The 16280-nt window shown below is 35.9% G+C and carries 20 protein-coding genes; 16 read left to right on the top strand and 4 right to left on the bottom strand.

The features are described 5' to 3' along the window. Positions 1–216: 216 nt before the first annotated feature. The 4 genes from AC06G9_RS11610 (at position 217) to AC06G9_RS11595 (ending at position 2947) form a co-directional block, all read left to right on the top strand. Positions 217–798: a Crp/Fnr family transcriptional regulator gene (locus AC06G9_RS11610; protein WP_480956223.1), complete on the top strand. Its 582-nt coding sequence runs from the start codon at positions 217–219 to the stop codon at positions 796–798. 91 nt (positions 799–889) lie between these two features. Further along, the gene (locus AC06G9_RS11605) at positions 890–1597 is read left to right on the top strand and encodes a DUF5131 family protein (protein WP_132767543.1); all 708 of its coding nucleotides are present in this window, start codon (positions 890–892) and stop codon (positions 1595–1597) included. 169 nt (positions 1598–1766) lie between these two features. Then, a complete protein-coding gene (locus tag AC06G9_RS11600) occupies positions 1767–2147 on the top strand; it encodes a VOC family protein (RefSeq protein ID WP_339424536.1) in 381 nt (126 codons plus the stop codon). 35 nt (positions 2148–2182) lie between these two features. After that, positions 2183–2947: an MBL fold metallo-hydrolase gene (locus AC06G9_RS11595; protein WP_480956222.1), complete on the top strand. Its 765-nt coding sequence runs from the start codon at positions 2183–2185 to the stop codon at positions 2945–2947. Between the two features lie 140 nt (positions 2948–3087). Here AC06G9_RS11595 and AC06G9_RS11590 read toward each other — a convergent pair whose 3' ends face one another. Then, positions 3088–3420, bottom strand: a complete 333-nt coding sequence (locus AC06G9_RS11590; RefSeq protein ID WP_108160939.1) for a winged helix-turn-helix transcriptional regulator — start codon at positions 3418–3420, stop codon at positions 3088–3090. Positions 3421–3533: 113 nt separating this feature from the next. On the opposite strand from AC06G9_RS11590, the gene AC06G9_RS11585 reads away from it, so the two are divergent. From AC06G9_RS11585 to AC06G9_RS11530, 12 genes are all read left to right on the top strand, one after another. Further along, entirely contained in the window at positions 3534–4430 is an 897-nt protein-coding gene (locus tag AC06G9_RS11585) for an SDR family oxidoreductase (RefSeq protein WP_132767548.1), read from the top strand. 17 nt (positions 4431–4447) lie between these two features. Then, the gene (locus tag AC06G9_RS11580) at positions 4448–4837 is read left to right on the top strand and encodes a nuclear transport factor 2 family protein (protein WP_339424538.1); all 390 of its coding nucleotides are present in this window, start codon (positions 4448–4450) and stop codon (positions 4835–4837) included. Positions 4838–4873: 36 nt separating this feature from the next. Continuing rightward, the gene (locus tag AC06G9_RS11575; RefSeq protein ID WP_132767552.1) at positions 4874–5050 is read left to right on the top strand and encodes a helix-turn-helix domain-containing protein; all 177 of its coding nucleotides are present in this window, start codon (positions 4874–4876) and stop codon (positions 5048–5050) included. Positions 5051–5150: 100 nt separating this feature from the next. Next, complete coding sequence (locus AC06G9_RS11570) at positions 5151–5564, top strand: OsmC family peroxiredoxin (protein WP_132767554.1); 414 nt, start codon at positions 5151–5153, stop codon at positions 5562–5564. 195 nt (positions 5565–5759) lie between these two features. Then, positions 5760–6302 carry a cysteine hydrolase family protein gene (locus AC06G9_RS11565; protein WP_480956221.1) on the top strand — a complete coding sequence of 181 codons (543 nt, stop codon included), beginning with the start codon at positions 5760–5762 and terminating at the stop codon, positions 6300–6302. A 20-nt stretch (positions 6303–6322) separates the two neighbouring features. Continuing rightward, entirely contained in the window at positions 6323–6469 is a 147-nt protein-coding gene (locus AC06G9_RS11560; RefSeq protein WP_480956220.1) for a hypothetical protein, read from the top strand. Between the two features lie 341 nt (positions 6470–6810). After that, positions 6811–7209 carry a hypothetical protein gene (locus tag AC06G9_RS11555; RefSeq protein ID WP_480956219.1) on the top strand — a complete coding sequence of 133 codons (399 nt, stop codon included), beginning with the start codon at positions 6811–6813 and terminating at the stop codon, positions 7207–7209. Further along, on the top strand, positions 7148–7921 hold the full coding sequence (locus AC06G9_RS11550; RefSeq protein WP_480956218.1) for a hypothetical protein: 774 nt from the start codon (positions 7148–7150) through the stop codon (positions 7919–7921). The genes AC06G9_RS11555 and AC06G9_RS11550 overlap by 62 nt, the downstream gene beginning before the upstream one ends. Before the next feature lie 130 nt (positions 7922–8051). Further along, entirely contained in the window at positions 8052–8426 is a 375-nt protein-coding gene (locus AC06G9_RS11545) for a hypothetical protein (protein WP_480956217.1), read from the top strand. Between the two features lie 544 nt (positions 8427–8970). Then, the gene (locus AC06G9_RS11540) at positions 8971–9840 is read left to right on the top strand and encodes a helix-turn-helix domain-containing protein (RefSeq protein WP_480956216.1); all 870 of its coding nucleotides are present in this window, start codon (positions 8971–8973) and stop codon (positions 9838–9840) included. Positions 9841–10056: 216 nt separating this feature from the next. Beyond that, positions 10057–11418, top strand: a complete 1362-nt coding sequence (locus AC06G9_RS11535) for a hypothetical protein (protein WP_480956215.1) — start codon at positions 10057–10059, stop codon at positions 11416–11418. 129 nt (positions 11419–11547) lie between these two features. Continuing rightward, positions 11548–12876 carry a c-type cytochrome gene (locus tag AC06G9_RS11530; RefSeq protein WP_480956214.1) on the top strand — a complete coding sequence of 443 codons (1329 nt, stop codon included), beginning with the start codon at positions 11548–11550 and terminating at the stop codon, positions 12874–12876. A gap of 702 nt (positions 12877–13578) precedes the next feature. Here the strand turns inward: AC06G9_RS11530 and AC06G9_RS11525 are convergent. From AC06G9_RS11525 to AC06G9_RS11515, 3 genes are all read right to left on the bottom strand, one after another. After that, positions 13579–14073, bottom strand: a complete 495-nt coding sequence (locus AC06G9_RS11525; RefSeq protein WP_480956213.1) for a c-type cytochrome — start codon at positions 14071–14073, stop codon at positions 13579–13581. Between the two features lie 43 nt (positions 14074–14116). Further along, a complete protein-coding gene (locus tag AC06G9_RS11520; RefSeq protein ID WP_480956212.1) occupies positions 14117–15082 on the bottom strand; it encodes a transporter in 966 nt (321 codons plus the stop codon). Between the two features lie 130 nt (positions 15083–15212). Further along, on the bottom strand, positions 15213–16277 hold the full coding sequence (locus AC06G9_RS11515) for a cytochrome-c peroxidase (protein WP_480956211.1): 1065 nt from the start codon (positions 16275–16277) through the stop codon (positions 15213–15215). Positions 16278–16280: the final 3 nt, after the last annotated feature.

Below are 16280 nucleotides of genomic sequence, written 5' to 3'. Positions count from 1 at the left end.
AGTTTGCTGTTTTTTTTATGTTAAGAAATAATCTTTTATCGTACTTATTAAGAGCCTGCCTTTTAACAATGGCAGGTTTTTTTAATAACTTTTTTGGTAACTAACTAACGTAATATTACGAGTTACAATATTATCTATTATTTTGTACATTTATGGAAGTTTAACCCGTTGGAGTTTTAGTATATGCATCAGGAAACGCAAGATAAATTTACAACAATGATTGATTTTTTTAATTCAATCATTCCATTGAAGGAAGAAGAAAAGGATTTGATCCGGCAATACTTCCATTTGCGTTTCTATAAGAAGCGAATGTATGTTCTTCAGGAAGGAGACGTCTGTCAGTATCTCAATTTCGTGCTCTCCGGCTGTCTGCGGATGTATAAAGATGATGAAAATAACATTCCACATATCTTACTTTTTGCGACCGAAGGTTCTTGGATCAATGATTTGGATAGTTATTACGAAGAAAAAAAATCGTTGCTGAACATTGATGTTTTGGAAAATGCCGAATTACTCCAGATCAGTCGAGCGGATATTGTAAAGTTGTATCTCAGTGCACCTAAATTTGATAGGATTTTTAGAATTCTCACAGAGAAAAACCTTGTTCTCTTGCAAAATCGAATGTTGGAGAATATCAGTTTGTCTGCTGAGGACCGTTACTATAATTTTTTATCCAATTATCCCGACCTCATCAATAGAATACCGCAGGTACATATAGCATCTTATCTCGGTGTCTCAGCCGAATTTATAAGTCGCTTAAGAAGCCGAAGGGCTAGAAATCCTTTAATGGGAAATTGATCCGGATCAATAAGTATTTCTTGATCTGGTTCTACGTCGCGTGAGCAACCTTGTCCGTAAATTTGCATAATAAAGTAAATTTATTTTTATTATGGAAATTGTTAATATAAGTAAGTTGATAAAAACCCTTAATCCAGTAAATGGATGTACTGCAGGGTGTGTATATTGTTATGCACGAAAAATTAACAACAGATTTAAAATTACTCCTGATTTTGAAATCCCCGAATTCAGTCCACATCGTTTAAAACAGATCAAGCAAACTAAGAAATCCCAAATCTACTTCATGACAAGTATGAGTGATTTCTCAGATTGGCACGAAGAGTGGAGAACAATTGTTTTTGATTACATCAAAGATTTTCCACAGCACATTTTTATATTTCTTACGAAATTTCCAGAACGTATTCATTTCCAGACCGACCTTAAAAATGTATGGATCGGAGCAACAATTACGGCAAAGAATGAAAAACGAAGAATTGATGCGCTGAGAAGCAATATTAATGCTGTAAATTATTTTATCACATTCGAGCCATTGCTTAATGATCTAGGAGAGCTTGACCTGCACGATATCAAATGGATTGTTATAGGTCCGGAAACAGGAAACAGAAAAGGTAAGGTTACTGTAAAAAAAGAATGGGTGGAAAATATTATTAGACAGGTGGATAAGGAGAATGTTTCAGTCTTTATGAAAGATGGTCTTGCGTCTATTGTAAATTTAGCTGACATCCGCCAGGAATTACCTTTTAATGATCTGGCTGAAAATAAAGAAGAAGAGCTGCAGATTTCATTTGATTTTCAATAGCTAGAACCTTGACGAATAGTTAGAATGTTGACCTAGATCAATATTAGAAATTGATTTAGGTCAAGCCATACTATTAAAACTCGTTCGTAAATTAGTTAGAATTAAATTTTAAGCTTTTCAATATATCAACTAAGAAGCAGACAGAATCTTTTGTTTTATAAACAGCATAATGAAAACACGAAGAAATATTGGCGGCTGGTTTGAGATCTATGTCGAAGATATGCAACGGGCGATGGATTTTTACCAGTATGTTTTTGATGATGTAAACTTTATTGACCTTTCAAAGGGGGGGAGCCAGATGCAGATGTTTGAATGGGAAGATCACTATCCCGGAGCAGGAGGTGCATTGGTAAAAATGGAGTTTAATAAACCTTCACCAAATGGAACTGTTATTTACTTTAATTGCGATGACTGTGCTGTCCAAGAGGCCAGAGCCCGTGAAAAAGGTGTGGAGATTGTCGCTTCAAAAACGCAACTTCCCCACTTTGGCTTTTCAGCGCTCTTGAGAGATAGTGAAAATAATACGATTGGACTTTACTCACTTAAGTAGAAAAGAATTAGAAGGACACATTTAAATAAATTGATATGAAATTACAACAAATTAGAAATGCAACAATGGTTGTTAATTATGGTGGTAAGAAATTTTTAATTGACCCAATGTTATCCGATAAAGGAACATTACCTGCTTTTCCACATCCCGCAAGTGGTGATGAGCGTAATAACCCTTTAGTAGAACTACCAGTATCAATAGATGAGCTGTTAGAAGATCTGGATGCCGTATTTTTAAGTCATCTGCATTATGATCATTATGATGATGCTGCAAAAAAAATCCTACCTAAACATATAAAAATTTATGTTCAGGATGCTGCTGATAAAAAGGAAGTTGAATCTGCCGGTTTCACAAATGTTGATGTACTTACTGATGGAACTGAGATAGACGGAATTCAATTATTTCAGACCCAGGCCCAGCACGGATTTGGAGAAACATTAAAATTAGCAGGAAATGTACATGGATTTGTCATGAAGCACATTGAAGAAAAAACATTGTACTTCATTACAGATTCAGTTTGGTATGAAGGAGTACAGCAGGAACTTGAAAGACATACTCCTGACATTGTAGTTGTAAACGGAGGTGACAATCAGTTCGTTGGCGGTGGCCCATTGATCATGGGTAAACTAGATATCAAAAAGGTGCATGAGACTGTTCCTGAGGCAACTTTGGTGGTAAGCCATATGGAGGGTGTAAACCATAATACATTATCTCGAAGAGAATTAAAGCAGTTTCTTGCTGATGAAAATATCTCGGAGAAAGTATTGGTTCCAGATGATGGACAATTTTATGAGTTGTAGTCAAGTATCAACTATGTATAAATGAGAAGATCCCTGTACTTGTTATTGTAAACATGCATAGGGGTCTTTTTTTTAGTAAAAATGAATTAAATTACTTCCTTTTACTCCGTCTATGGTAGTCGTGATCTCTAAATTTATTCTTAAACTAAATTTTCCAGACCAAATTGAGCCAGTTGATCAACTATGGGCAGGGTTTTCAATCCTAATTCAGTTAGTGTATATTCCACTTTGGGAGGAACTTGATGATATACTTTTTTAATCACCAATTTATTCTCAACCAGCATATTTAATTCTTGAATGAGCATCTTTTCACTGATGCCGGTCACTGTTCTTTTTAGTTCGCCATACCGCACTGTATTTTCGTTGATCTGAAACAGGATCATCAGTGTCCATTTTCCAGCCAACAGAGATAATGACGCTCTTACAGGGCACCTCTCGTCACAAGGAGCAGTTGATTTTAATTTTTTTTCCATTGATATTCAGCTATTCTAACCATTTGGTAAGTACCAAACTATTTGGTAAGTACTTGTGCAAAAGTAAGTTAATTATTAGATTTGATCAAGATATAGAAAAAAAATATTAGCAAATGAGAATTTTAGTATTTGGAGCTACGGGCTCACAACAGTTCAATGTAATTGGCGAAGCGAAGAAAAAAGGTGCAGAAGTATTTGCTGCGACCAGTTCAGAAAAAAGTTTTGAAAAATTAACTCAAGCAGGTGCAACACCGGTATTGGCAAACCTGAATGACGCAGCCAAAATCCTAGAAATTACGCAAGGTATTGATGCTATTGCTTTTATGATTCCTGTTTCATTGCCGAATCCATTTGATGGTTTACAATATTCAAAAAATGTGATTGATGCAGCGAAAGCAAATGGAGTTAGTAAAATTGTTTGGAATACAAGTGGTTGGTTAGAGTCTCAAAAAGTAGGTTCTCCGGTAGATGACGTGAAATTGGATGTTCGAGATTATTTGAAAAATAGTGGAGTGGACTATGTTATCATCGAACCTACTATCTATATGGAAAATATGATGGGTGCATTTTGTGCACCGTTTATAACAAATGAGAAAAAATTGGCTTATCCTACTCCTGAGGCCATGCCAATTGGGTGGATTGCTTCTAGAGATGTGAGCGCTTTTGTCGTTGAAGCTATTTATAATGTTGATTTAAAAGCAGATGCTTTCAAAATCAGTGGTATGGAAAACCTAAAAGGGAATGATCTGGCGACGCAGTTTTCTAAGGGAGTAGATGAAGAAATTGTGTATTATCCTCAAAAACCTAATGAATTTGGTGATATATTAAAACCGTTTGTGGGAGAAGCAGGTGCAGCTAGTGTTGCAGCATATTACGAGAATCTTCAGAACGCAACTGAATTTCCACCTAAGTTTAATTCGAAAATGAATGAAATCTTGGAAAAACTTCCAGTGGAAATGACTTCGTTAGCGCAATGGGCTCATGATAATAAAAATTATTTCATTAAATAGTTATTAAATTCCAATATATGGAAGCGAAAGAAGTTGTTGCATCATACTTTGAGGCATTGGGCAAGGGTGAATTAGAAAAAGCACTTTCATCATTTACGCCAGAAACTAGATGGTGTCAGCCGGGAGACAATAAGTTTGCCGGATTGAAGAATAATCTCAGTGAAATTATCCAAATGTTTCAGGGCATAATGAGTCACACATCGGGGAATATGGTTGTGAAACCCAACGGAAAGATGTTGGAAAGTGGAAATCTGATTGCAGTTCCAGTTTGGTTTACCGCAAAAACGGAAACTAAAGTTATGGATTTGGGCGGTCTTGACCTTTTCGAAGTAAAAGACGGAAAAATAATTCAGGTTTGGACATTTTCAGATGACCAGTCTGTGGATGATGATTTTTTTGGTAAGTGATATCTTAAATAATTTAAAATCGAATCTACAATCTATATGGAAAATATGATGGGCGCATTTTGTGCCCCGCGATTGCTTGCCAATACAGATCTTACGGTAAAGGAGATTGCTGTCCAGCTTGGATATGATGACCAATCTTATTTTGTCCGTTTTTTTAAAATACAAACAGAAAAATCACCTATTGAATTTAGAAAAATACAAAGCAAAAACTAAAGAATGGGCAAAATGTCCTATACAATGTGCCCAATATCCATTGTATGAAATTCTAAGAGCCGGTAACTTTGTACTATAAAATTTTATTAAAATTAAGTTTATGAAAACAAGTGTTAAAGCCGTTTGGCAAGGAAGTTTTAAACAGGGAAACGGACAATTGGATATTGAAAATTCGAAATTGAATAGCATAGCATTTAAACCTTCTTACGCTAAAAATGATGGCAGTTTTAGCAATCCGGAAGAATTGCTGGCTTCTGCTCACGCTTCGTGTTATACAATGACATTGGCTTATATCCTCGGAGAAAACGGACTTTCTGCCGACACTATTGAGACAAGTATTTCGCTGGTGATAAGCAACAATGTTATCAGCAATTCCAATTTGACATTACAAGCTAAAATTCCTGCAATAGCTGAAGAACAGTTCCAAGTTTTTGCACAGAAAGCCAAGGAAATGTGTCCGGTCGGCAATGCTCTTAAGATTGATATTTCTTTAGAGGCTATACTGTTAAAATAAAAATTGGTTAACCAAACAGAATACTTTTCAGCCCGTTTATTTTTATTGAACCAGGAATATTACCGATACTTTAATTGCTAACTGATGCTGTGGTTAAATGTTTATTTATCAAAATGGTAGTTTAATAATTCATTCTGGTATAAGTTAGACCTAAGTTTAGCGTTAAATTTGAAGAATAATATAAATAAAATAGTTATGAGTAAAGCTTTGATTATTATAGACGTTCAAAATGATTATTTTGAAAATGGTGCTATGGAATTGGTTAACCCTATTCCTGCTAGTGAAAATACAAAAAAATTGCTTAAGCACTTTAGAAAAGAGAACTTGACTGTAGTACATGTACAGCATGTATCTCCAGAAGGTGCACCATTTTTTGCACCTGGTACCAGTGGTGTTGAAATACACGATAATGTAAAGCCATTGCAAGGCGAAAAAGTAATTACCAAGCATTATCCAAATAGTTTTCGTGACACTGATCTGTTAGCATATCTGAAAGAGAACAATGTTACTGAACTTGTGATTACAGGTATGATGACCCATATGTGTGTAGATGCTGGTACTCGCGCTGCATTTGATTTTGGGTTTGATTGTACTGTAATCAGTGATGCCTGTGCAACTCGTGACCTAGAAATCAATGGCCAGTATGTAAAAGCTGCTGATGTACATCATGCTTTTCTAGCGGCATTAACATTTTTCTATGCTAAAATTCAGGATACTGAAGAATATTTGTCAGCATAGGTTTGTTAAAAATATAGTGCATGCACCGTTTAATAAAACTCAGAAAAGGATCCATTTTAATGGATCCTTTTCTGAGTTTTATTATTTTAAATAATGAGGTGTTGGAAGAAGATAGTCATTTTGGCATGATGAAGTTACAAAAAACGCATGCACAACATGGTATGTAAAAAATAAGGGGATTTCCTATACAGAAGTCTTATCTGCAGATGGATAAAACATAGTTTTTAAGCGATACTATATTGTTTTTTTATTTTAGATATAGGCATGAATATCGTCAGATGGGTAGTGATAGCAATTATTGGCGAGTCGTAGAAAAATAGCCGTTTTGGTTAGTTGAAAGACATTTCGGTAAAGACCACATCAAGTGTTTTTGAACAATCTATGCATCGATTTGAAAAATAGAACTATGTGCACGAAAACCGAAATCTATATACTTTAAAAGCGTATAATTTTGCGATTGAATCTGATTTACGTAAATCAACTATTTTTTATTTTTAATTGAAAAAAAATGTGCAATCTTAAAACGTTATCGCTATTAAAATTAGGGGTAATGACGCTATTCTGTTTAGTCGCGATATCCTGTAGTAAGGATACGATAGTCAATGGCTATCTACCGCCATTACCTATACCCGATGCTGTTTCCGTCACTTTTGGTGATACCTTGTCTTATCAGCTTCCTGAAGAGTATAGCGCCGATGATATTTCGCTGGAAATAACTGTAGATCATCCTGGCCAGCAGGTTGATAAAGATCACTCTTTGTTGGATCTAATAAAACAGTCGATAACATTTGACCGTGAGCATTCAAGGATTATCTATTTATTCCGGAAAGTTATATCCCAACAATATGTTTTCGTCCGAATTTCAGAATACGATTCCAGAAAATTACCCTATTATAATCACTTCTAAAACTGAGAATGGTTTAAAGGGGTTTTCAAAAAAAATTAAACTGATTGTGAATCCTGCTCAGCTTTATTTAAAAAATGAACCAAATGCCACAGCGATATTGACTCCATATTGCCTATATAACGATCCGCAAAATACATTTGATCTGGTATTGGATAACTTCAATATGGAAGGTGCAACTTTCCAATTTGATCCTTCATATGGCAATAAAGATGAGCATATAAATGTTGTCAATAATCAAATTGTGGTGTCCGATAAAGCCGGAGATCCGAAAAAAAACAAGGAGTGGGTATATACACTAAGACCGTTACTTCTTAAAAACGGTTATAAATTGGCAGAAAGAGATCTTAAGTTATCCATATTGCCAGCACCTAAACTGTTTTATGGGATCTATTATAAGGACTTTGACTTAACGATCATTTACAATCGTTTTGTTATCCCTTTGGGTAACTCATTTAAATCTGATGCTCCAGTGGTCAATCCTGGACGTTTTAAAGGAGCATTTAGTATAAAATCCATCACATTAAATGATAATAGTTTTAATGATAGTAATACGATTTTTTCTATTGATCCACTTACTGGAGTAATCCAGGTTAAGAAAAATGATTCTTTAAATGAAGGGACATATAAGTTAATTATTGAAAATAAATCTCCAGAAGGATTAGTTCTGAGTTCAGATTTTAATTTAGTGATGCAAATTCTGTCCGATAATTAATAACAAAAATAAGTATCTATAGAAGTAGGCTATATAGATTTTAAACATTTGCTGAAGTACCTGAAAAAAGTACTGCGATTTAAGTCAAAATGTTTCTAAATTGCTTAAAAATAGCGTATATTTGAACTTTATGAAAAGAGTACTTTTATATTTCCTTTCTGTCCTCCTGCTGTTTCAGGCATGCTGGGGGGTGGTTATGGTAAGTGCTTTTTATATCAATCGTGATTATATAGCGCAATATCTTTGTGAAAATAGAGATGCCCCGCAATTGCATTGTAAGGGCACTTGTGTATTGATGAAGAAAATGAAAAAAGCGCGAGAAGATGAAAAGAAAAATATAGAAAATAAAATAAAGGAAGCGCAACCCTTTGTTTTAATACCATCTACGTTGATTAATATGCCCACTATTTTAGAAGATAATATTGCCAACGTAAATTTTGATACGTGCTATTCACATTATACGTTTAGTCCTATCGATCGTATTTTGCGACCACCAATCTGTTAATTCCCCCTCAACTCTTCGACTTATTGGCTAAAAGTGTTTTATACCTACAGCTATTTTTTTAACATCTCGGTTTCTTAGTGCTTGATATTTTATATTCAAGACTCTAAGCTATTATTCTTTATTAAATTTTTAATGAGAGCTCATTTATCCCTCTTAATTGTCTTTGCTATTTTGCTCCAAGCGACAAGTTGTGCTTGGATATGGATGGGTTTTGAGCTCAATAAGGATTATATTACAACCCAATTATGCATAAATCGGTTTGAGCCGGCTGTAACCTGCAGTGGGTTTTGTTATGTGGAAAAACAGGTTGAAATGGAGCGAGGACAGACCGATGCGAGCGCAAAAGTCAAGCAAATTGATCTACATATCTACTTTCCTCTTACCTATTTCGGGGTAGAAGCTACTTCTTATACAATTGAATCCTCCAAGATGCATTTGTTTTTTGATAATTATATTGTCTTAGTTGGTATAGAGCGTTATATTTTTAAACCCCCCATTATGTTTTTTGTATAGTCGATTATCTCACTTTGCAATTACATTAATTATGGTTATAAAAACAGAAAATATAAACACAATATCATTAAACAATATTGATCCAGATCACATTGGCTTAATTGTATACAATCTAAAAGATGACTATAGTTGTCTTCACAATCTGTATCTACCAAATCGAAGAACATTTTATTCGGTTATTTATTTAACATCAGGAGTTATTACGTTGAATATTGACAAATATAACTGTCAATTACAGCAACAACAAGTAATGTTTTTCAGTCCTAGTACCGTATTGAGTTTGTTGACAGAAAATGATCAAAAAGAGGGTTGGGTTATTTTATTTGAAGAGCATTTTTTTACGCAACGGTACAACGATAATGTACTGCATCATTTTTCATTTTTAAAAACGCAAAAGATGCAACCCCAAAATGTTGCTGTTGAACAGCAGTTAGGTTGGCCAATGATTTTAGAAACAATGCATCGCGAGTATTTATTTAGCCATCCAGACGCTAAAAATATACTGCGTTCCTACTTAAATATTTTTTTGGGAACACTCAGTCGAAATGTCAATATTGAAGGAACTGAAATACCGAAAAATGAAAAAGAGGAGAAGGTGATCTCTTTTGAACGCTTGATCAGCGAGCAGTTTGCTCATGAACGCTTGCCTTCATTTTATGCTGATCAACTTTTTATTTCAACGAATTATCTCAATCGTTTGTGTCAGGAAAGGAGAGGGATATCTGCTGGTCGACTGATACGGGAGCGCGTACTGATGGAGGCTGAGCGCCTTCTCATTCATACCTATAAGAATATTTCGGAGATCTCTTTTGAACTTGGTTTTGAAAATGTATCCTATTTTATTACTTTCTTTAAAAAGAAATATGGTGTAAGTCCTGAAGAATTTAGGAAAACGCAGTAACCATTTTGCAGTACAGAAAAGGGATGAAACTGATCAATATTTCATCCCTTTTTTTGTTTCGGTCATTTTTTATTAGCACTTACTTTCGGTCATTCGTTAATGTATATAATTCGTCCGAAAAGTAATATTTAGGCATGTGAAAAGCGAAATGATTAGCATGCTAATTTTATTGTTTAACCTTTCCTTCTTACGAAATTTATAAAAAAAAGAAGAGATATGGATTTCCCAATGTTTCATTTAGACTGGCTAAATGACCGATTTTTAATTGCTGCGATAGCGATTGTCCATGTGATGATCAACCATGGTTTGGCAGTTGGATTTATTCCCTACATTACTTGGCTCGAATTTAAAGGAGTCAAAAACTCATCATCGGATCTCATTACTGATCCAAAGTGGGATCAACTTATTTATAATAAAATGAAGGTTGCATTTATCATTACGACTACTGTAGGCGCGATGACAGGTGTGGGTATCTGGTTTTCAGTCGCGCTCGTGAGCCCAAGTTCGATTGGAAGTTTGATCCGTGTATTTTATTGGGCTTGGTTTACCGAATGGTTAACTTTTGTTACCGAAGTCGTGCTTATCATGATCTACTATTTAACTTGGAAAAATGCAAATCGGAGTTTAAATGCGAAGTTAAAACATATCAGATTTGGAGCTTTTCTCAGTATTGCGTCATGGATAACGATGGTTATTATCGTGTCTATATTGAGTTTTATGATGGATCCTGGCAACTGGAATACCGAAAAAAGTCTATTCAATGGGTTTACCAATCCCATTTACCTTCCGCAACTTTGTTTCCGAACACCAACGGCTATGCTTATGGGAGGTGTTTTTGGTATGCTATTGACCACAATTTTTACTAAAAAGAATGATCCAAATCGAAAATTAGCGATTCAGTATGCGGGTAAATGGGTGCTCTTTTGGGTACCATTTACAATAGCTGGTGCCATTTATTACTGGAACGTAATGCCAGAAGCGATGAAAGCGAACATGAGTACTGCGGTAGGTTCAATGGATTTTGAACAGTATTACGACCTGTTAAAGTATTTTATTATAGGAGCGAGCTTCTTATCGGTCATCTTGGCAATATTCGCGCGGTGGAAGCCAGGTAAAGTGAGTTTTTTAATGGTTCTAATTCCCTGCTTATTCATATTTGGTTTCTTAGGTATTTTCGAACGTGTACGGGAGTTTGTAAGAAAGCCGTTTGTCATCGGTAATTACATGTATTCTAATTTACTGCTTGAAGAGGATTATCCATTGTATAAAAGGGATGGCATATTGAAGCATGCTACTTATACGCCCATTTATGAGATTACACCTGAAAATAAGATTGCCGTAGGACGTACTGTCTTTATGTTGACCTGTAGTCGATGTCACACCACTAATGGTATTAATTCTATAGTCGACGTTTTCGAAAAGATGTACGGAAAAGATAAGGTGCTCGATGTTACTTCTATGGCCGGTTATATTCCTAATATGCATCAAGGACGATCCTTTATGCCTCCATTTCCGGGGAACAAAGAAGAACTGGACGCGCTAAGTTGCTTATATTCAACAATTGCAGGAGTCTGGTGAATCGTTATCTGGTGCCCAAGAGGATGGAGTATCCATCAACCCGTTGAATAGTATGGAAACTATTGTTTCTGATCTGCAGAAAAAAAACAATTAGAAGCAAATAAGAATAGCCAAAACAATAAATAAATTATGTCACTACAAACAAATACCCCAATACCTAAGGATATTCCTCTAGACTTACCGTTACCTGAATGGTTGCTCATCACCATTCTTATATTCTCTTTTTTATTGCATATTATTTTTGTAAATCTTATGGTTGGAGGGAGTATCGTAACGTTATGGGCAGAAATAAAAGGCCGAAAGAACAGAGATTATGATATATTTGCTTTTGAAGTTGCAAAAACCATCACTGTCAATAAAAGCATTGCTGTAGTACTTGGAGTTGCGCCTTTATTAAGTATAAATACGTTGTATACTGTTTATTTTTATACAGCCAATTCATTGACTGGGATTGCTTGGATATTGATTATTCCATTAGTAACCATTGCATTTTTACTGACCTATCTCCATAAATATACTTGGACAGCGATGGCTAATTATAAATCTTTACATATCGCTATTATCGGACTGTCTGTTGTCATTTTCTTGTTTATACCACTGATCTTCCTTACCAATGTCAACTTGATGATGTTCCCAGAAAAATGGGGCACAGTAAAAGGGTTTCTGTCTGCGCTGATTTTGCCTAATGTATTTCCTAGATATTTAGAATTTTTAGGGGCCTGTTTAACAGTCACTGGTGTATTTATTGTTTGGTACAACGGACGTAAGCATTACGATGTGCAAACAATCTATAAATCAATAGGACGCTTAGAACTTAAAAAAATAGGCTACTCAATTGCTATAATTGGCCTCGGTATGCAGATTCTTTTCGGTATACTGGTCTTGTTTACACTTCCTGCAAAAGGTATGCGGTTTGAAATAATCCAGTTAATGGTGGCTGCAGGTAGTTTACTTATTATCTCCTTGTGGTGGGTTTGGAAATCTCTACAGGCTGATAATATAGGCATAGATCGCGATTTTTGGAAGATCGTGGCAAGTATAGGTCTCTTTATGGTATTTTACGGTAGTAGCCGACAATTCTATCGTCAAAATGCACTTGAAAAGCATCAAAAATTAATGCATGAACGTACAGCGGAATTTCGAGAAATGAGTCGTGAAGCTCGTGAAAATCCTGTTGAAGAGGAGGGCCTGGAACTGGATCCTGCTTTGGGTGATTTAGCCAAGGGTACTGCATTATTTCAACAAAATTGTGGCGGATGCCATAAACCCTTTGAAAAATTAGTAGGTCCTCCTGTAAAAGAAATGTCCTCGATTTATAAAGGTAAAGATGCTGAATTGAAAAAATGGATTGTTTCTCCAGGGAAAAAAAGGGCAGACATGCCACAGATGCCAGGTTTTCCGCAGTTAAGTCAGGATAATTTGACTGAGATTGCTAAATATATTATGTCAATCAAGTAGTATGAATATTCTCAAAAGATTTTCACTTAAATTTCGTGAGTTTCAGCACTCATTTCTTTCGGGAGATCAGAGTATCTTAATCGATATTTTAGTGGTTACTGTGTGGGTGGTATTATTTGGCTATTGTTTGGTCAATGGATAGTATTTGAATCCATTTATAGCTCTTTAACTTGCTTATTAAAGAGCTGTAAACTTTAATGTTTAAAAAATATGTTTAATTAGAATAGGTTGTTAATGAAAAAGATTATACCGCAATCAAAGACAAGATACTTAATTTCAATTTTGGTAATTATACTCGGTATCACAGGTTTTTATTGGTACAAAGAAGGACACCTCAATATGGTATTGGGGTCTATCGCTATTTTAGTCTCATTTTTCATTATCTCATTGCAGGTTATTAATATAACAATGTGTTTTCTTTATTTAAAGAAGGACAGGAATCTTCAAGATGATAAAAATGTGCTAGATAAAGATTATGAGTTTATCAAAGGTCTGTATTAGAAAGTATTTTTATAGCAATAAGTACCTTTTAAGATAAAGGTACTTATTTTTTACGCATTATAAATAGTAGGATCATCGTTATCCCATAATTTTAGTTGATGATCCTGGTATTTTTTAATTAAAGTTTTTCATTCAGAATAGTTTTATCGGACGGAATAGCGCCTGGAACTTTATGCTATTTTTGATCACGATAATCGATTGCTATTTCGAATCTTCTTGTCTCAGGTATTCCAGAATTGCGATTGCTTCTTGAGGGTTTAACCCTAGAGCCGCCATTGCTCCATCGTAAGATTTGCTGAGTGCTATTGCATCTGCATCTTCTGCTAGCATCTTATCAGGGGTCAAGATCATGTTCATCATCCATTCTGGCGTTCTTTTTTTTGTGACGCCATAAAGTGCTGGACCTATTTTATCTTCCTTGATTTCATGACACATCGTACACTTGACAATGAATAATTTATTGCCCTCATCGGCTAACTTTTGATCGAATGGCTTGTGTTCAAAACTCGTGATGCCGCCTACACCTTTATTTCCTTCTTTTAGAAAATCATTTACTTGAAGCGTTACTGGAGTGGGTTCTTCAACAGCAGGTTCGGTTTTTTCTGCACCTGAGTCTGCAGAGTTGTTAGCATTACATGCAATCATGCTGAATATACAGCATGATACGAGTATGGATATTGAGCTAATAGATTTCATAGTATGTTATTTTTTTAGAGTTTAAGACAATCTTTTTGCTTTTTTAAAAGCTGTAGGACAAATGGGTAAGAAACCGATCGCCAGCTTCTACACGACCGCCAGCAAGATTTTGGCTTAAAGGGGATTGATAGTTACCGCCGAATGATATTTTTCCAATATTGACTTCTATACCTATAATTCCTGTGGTAGAGTTTCCGCCAGACTGTGAGACATCATATTTTCCAAAGACGACATCCTGTGGCTGTGTCTCATAAGTGACACCAGCATTAGGTGCTATACGTACCTTATCGCGTATATTAAATTTATAATATGCGAGTGCATTGGCAGTGAATTTATTGGCGTATTTGTAATCGTATTTGTTTTCCGTGTTCAATTTGTATGTGGTATTGACATTCAGACCTAGATCCATCAGCCTTACATCATAGGCAAGATTGAACATAAAGTCTGTACTGGCGGTACCCAATTGAAAGTTATTTGGCGAGTCCTGTGCTGCATTACTACGTTCGCTTGCATCGTACTTGCCCGTAGGTGCTTTTACACCTGCGCCTATCCATAGCGAGTGGACGAGCATTTTATTGGATGCAGTGCCTTTCGCTTCTTCAAATATTTTGAAATAGCCCATTGCTACGACATCACCCATTCCATTTTTCTTCCCCTGCTCTCCGCTGCCCTTTATAGTACGCGTGTTGAAGTTATAAGGCAAAATTGCCATTACCCGCCAGCGCTGACCGATATTCCATGCACCCCACATTTCCATGCTTTGATAGGTTTCATCGGCGGTAATAGGCGTGCGATTGCCGGTAGGTCCTAAGTGTGTGAGAAGCGATTTATGTTGATAGCGAAGCCCAATAAAGCGTTTATTGAAGTCTGGTAAAATACCAATGTAATAACTGCCGACACCACATCCACAGATATCACATGCTTTTGAGATAGGGATCATCAGTCCGCATGCTAATACGGTCAATAGACCGTATATCGTATTTTTTTTAAGGTGTTTATATGTATTCATTTTGTCGCTGTTTTTATGATAATATGTCGAAAATTGTATATGCTTTTCATCTCTGCTTACCGTTGATCTATTTTTTAAATCCGGTATAGGAATGTAAGAAGAGGACCAATGCTGCTTGAAAATCAAATGATCAATTGACAACAAAGCCCGAATTTATTTCGGGTTCTGCCAATAGCTTATTGGTCAAGAAATCTCGGTCATCTAAGGTTTTTAAAAATGCTATCAGATTATCTTTTTCAGTATCGCTCATTTTTATACCTAACGATCCATCCGCTTGTCTAAAAACGGGGTCAAGGGTAGGGGAATCAACCATTCCTGTCCGGTAATGTTCGATAACCCGATTTAAGGTCAGGAAGCGCCCATCATGCATGTAAAGTGCGGTATAGGAAATATTACGAAGGCTTGGGACTTTAAATTTATATCTATCGACGGGATTTAAGGTCACAGAATCTCGACCGGTGTCGTTAGCTCGATTAGGAGAAAGTCCATTATTGCGGTAGCTTCTATCGGTAAACAGGGGCTCGTTGTGGCAGGATGAACAGTTTTTTTGGTAAAAAAGATAGCCCTTTTGTTCTTGTTCTGTAAAGGCATATCCTGCTTCTTTGCGCATCACATGATCGTATTTAGCATTGTTGCTTACAGCCATTAACATGTATTGCGATAGGGCTTTGAAAAAGCGTGCATCGGTTATTTCATCTGTCCCAAAGGCTTTTTTAAATAGCGCAGGATAATCAGGATGTGCTCTTAATTTTCTAAGCACATTGGGTACTGTTTCATCCATTTCAACAGGATTTGTGATCGCGTTGACTGCCGCAAGATCTAAATCAAAGACGCCTCCGTCCCAAAAGAATTCTTTTTGCCAGGCCATGTTCATTATAGGCATAGGATTGCGTATGCCTAGCCGATCATCAATACCGTGACTCACATCGTGACCATGATGGGTAAATGCTGCAGACTGGATGTGGCAACTGCCACAGGCAACGGTATTGTTACGGGATAAGCGCGGTTCGTAAAAAAGACGCTTGCCCAATTCAAAGCCTTCTTTTGTAATCATGTTTCTAGAAAAATTATAAGTTGGCTCAGGAAAATTACTTGGTTTCAAGAAGCCTGTGAAGAGTTCAGGAATTGAGTCTTCACCTTTTTTGCATGCCCATACGAGGGCAACAATTCCAATTAGCACAAATATTTTTTTCATCAG

This window comes from Sphingobacterium sp. MAE (assembly GCF_056711605.1).
Note: the sequence above shows the minus strand (reverse complement) of the source record. Positions and strands in the feature narration are given on the sequence as shown.

Bases quoted from the DNA above. Each gene is read 5' to 3' on its own strand.
- AC06G9_RS11590 (WP_108160939.1), bottom strand. From the start codon at position 3,420: ATGGAAAAAAAATTAAAATCAACTGCTCCTTGTGACGAGAGGTGCCCT.
- AC06G9_RS11600 (WP_339424536.1), top strand. From the start codon at position 1,767: ATGAAAACACGAAGAAATATTGGCGGCTGGTTTGAGATCTATGTCGAA.
- AC06G9_RS11565 (WP_480956221.1), top strand. From the start codon at position 5,760: ATGAGTAAAGCTTTGATTATTATAGACGTTCAAAATGATTATTTTGAA.
- AC06G9_RS11525 (WP_480956213.1), bottom strand. From the start codon at position 14,073: ATGAAATCTATTAGCTCAATATCCATACTCGTATCATGCTGTATATTC.
- AC06G9_RS11560 (WP_480956220.1), top strand. From the start codon at position 6,323: ATGCACCGTTTAATAAAACTCAGAAAAGGATCCATTTTAATGGATCCT.
- AC06G9_RS11515 (WP_480956211.1), bottom strand. From the start codon at position 16,277: ATGAAAAAAATATTTGTGCTAATTGGAATTGTTGCCCTCGTATGGGCA.
- AC06G9_RS11575 (WP_132767552.1), top strand. From the start codon at position 4,874: ATGGAAAATATGATGGGCGCATTTTGTGCCCCGCGATTGCTTGCCAAT.
- AC06G9_RS11605 (WP_132767543.1), top strand. From the start codon at position 890: ATGGAAATTGTTAATATAAGTAAGTTGATAAAAACCCTTAATCCAGTA.
- AC06G9_RS11595 (WP_480956222.1), top strand. From the start codon at position 2,183: ATGAAATTACAACAAATTAGAAATGCAACAATGGTTGTTAATTATGGT.
- AC06G9_RS11520 (WP_480956212.1), bottom strand. From the start codon at position 15,082: ATGAATACATATAAACACCTTAAAAAAAATACGATATACGGTCTATTG.
- AC06G9_RS11580 (WP_339424538.1), top strand. From the start codon at position 4,448: ATGGAAGCGAAAGAAGTTGTTGCATCATACTTTGAGGCATTGGGCAAG.
- AC06G9_RS11585 (WP_132767548.1), top strand. From the start codon at position 3,534: ATGAGAATTTTAGTATTTGGAGCTACGGGCTCACAACAGTTCAATGTA.
- AC06G9_RS11535 (WP_480956215.1), top strand. From the start codon at position 10,057: ATGGATTTCCCAATGTTTCATTTAGACTGGCTAAATGACCGATTTTTA.
- AC06G9_RS11545 (WP_480956217.1), top strand. From the start codon at position 8,052: ATGAAAAGAGTACTTTTATATTTCCTTTCTGTCCTCCTGCTGTTTCAG.
- AC06G9_RS11610 (WP_480956223.1), top strand. From the start codon at position 217: ATGATTGATTTTTTTAATTCAATCATTCCATTGAAGGAAGAAGAAAAG.
- AC06G9_RS11570 (WP_132767554.1), top strand. From the start codon at position 5,151: ATGAAAACAAGTGTTAAAGCCGTTTGGCAAGGAAGTTTTAAACAGGGA.
- AC06G9_RS11555 (WP_480956219.1), top strand. From the start codon at position 6,811: ATGTGCAATCTTAAAACGTTATCGCTATTAAAATTAGGGGTAATGACG.
- AC06G9_RS11540 (WP_480956216.1), top strand. From the start codon at position 8,971: ATGGTTATAAAAACAGAAAATATAAACACAATATCATTAAACAATATT.
- AC06G9_RS11550 (WP_480956218.1), top strand. From the start codon at position 7,148: ATGTTTTCGTCCGAATTTCAGAATACGATTCCAGAAAATTACCCTATT.
- AC06G9_RS11530 (WP_480956214.1), top strand. From the start codon at position 11,548: ATGTCACTACAAACAAATACCCCAATACCTAAGGATATTCCTCTAGAC.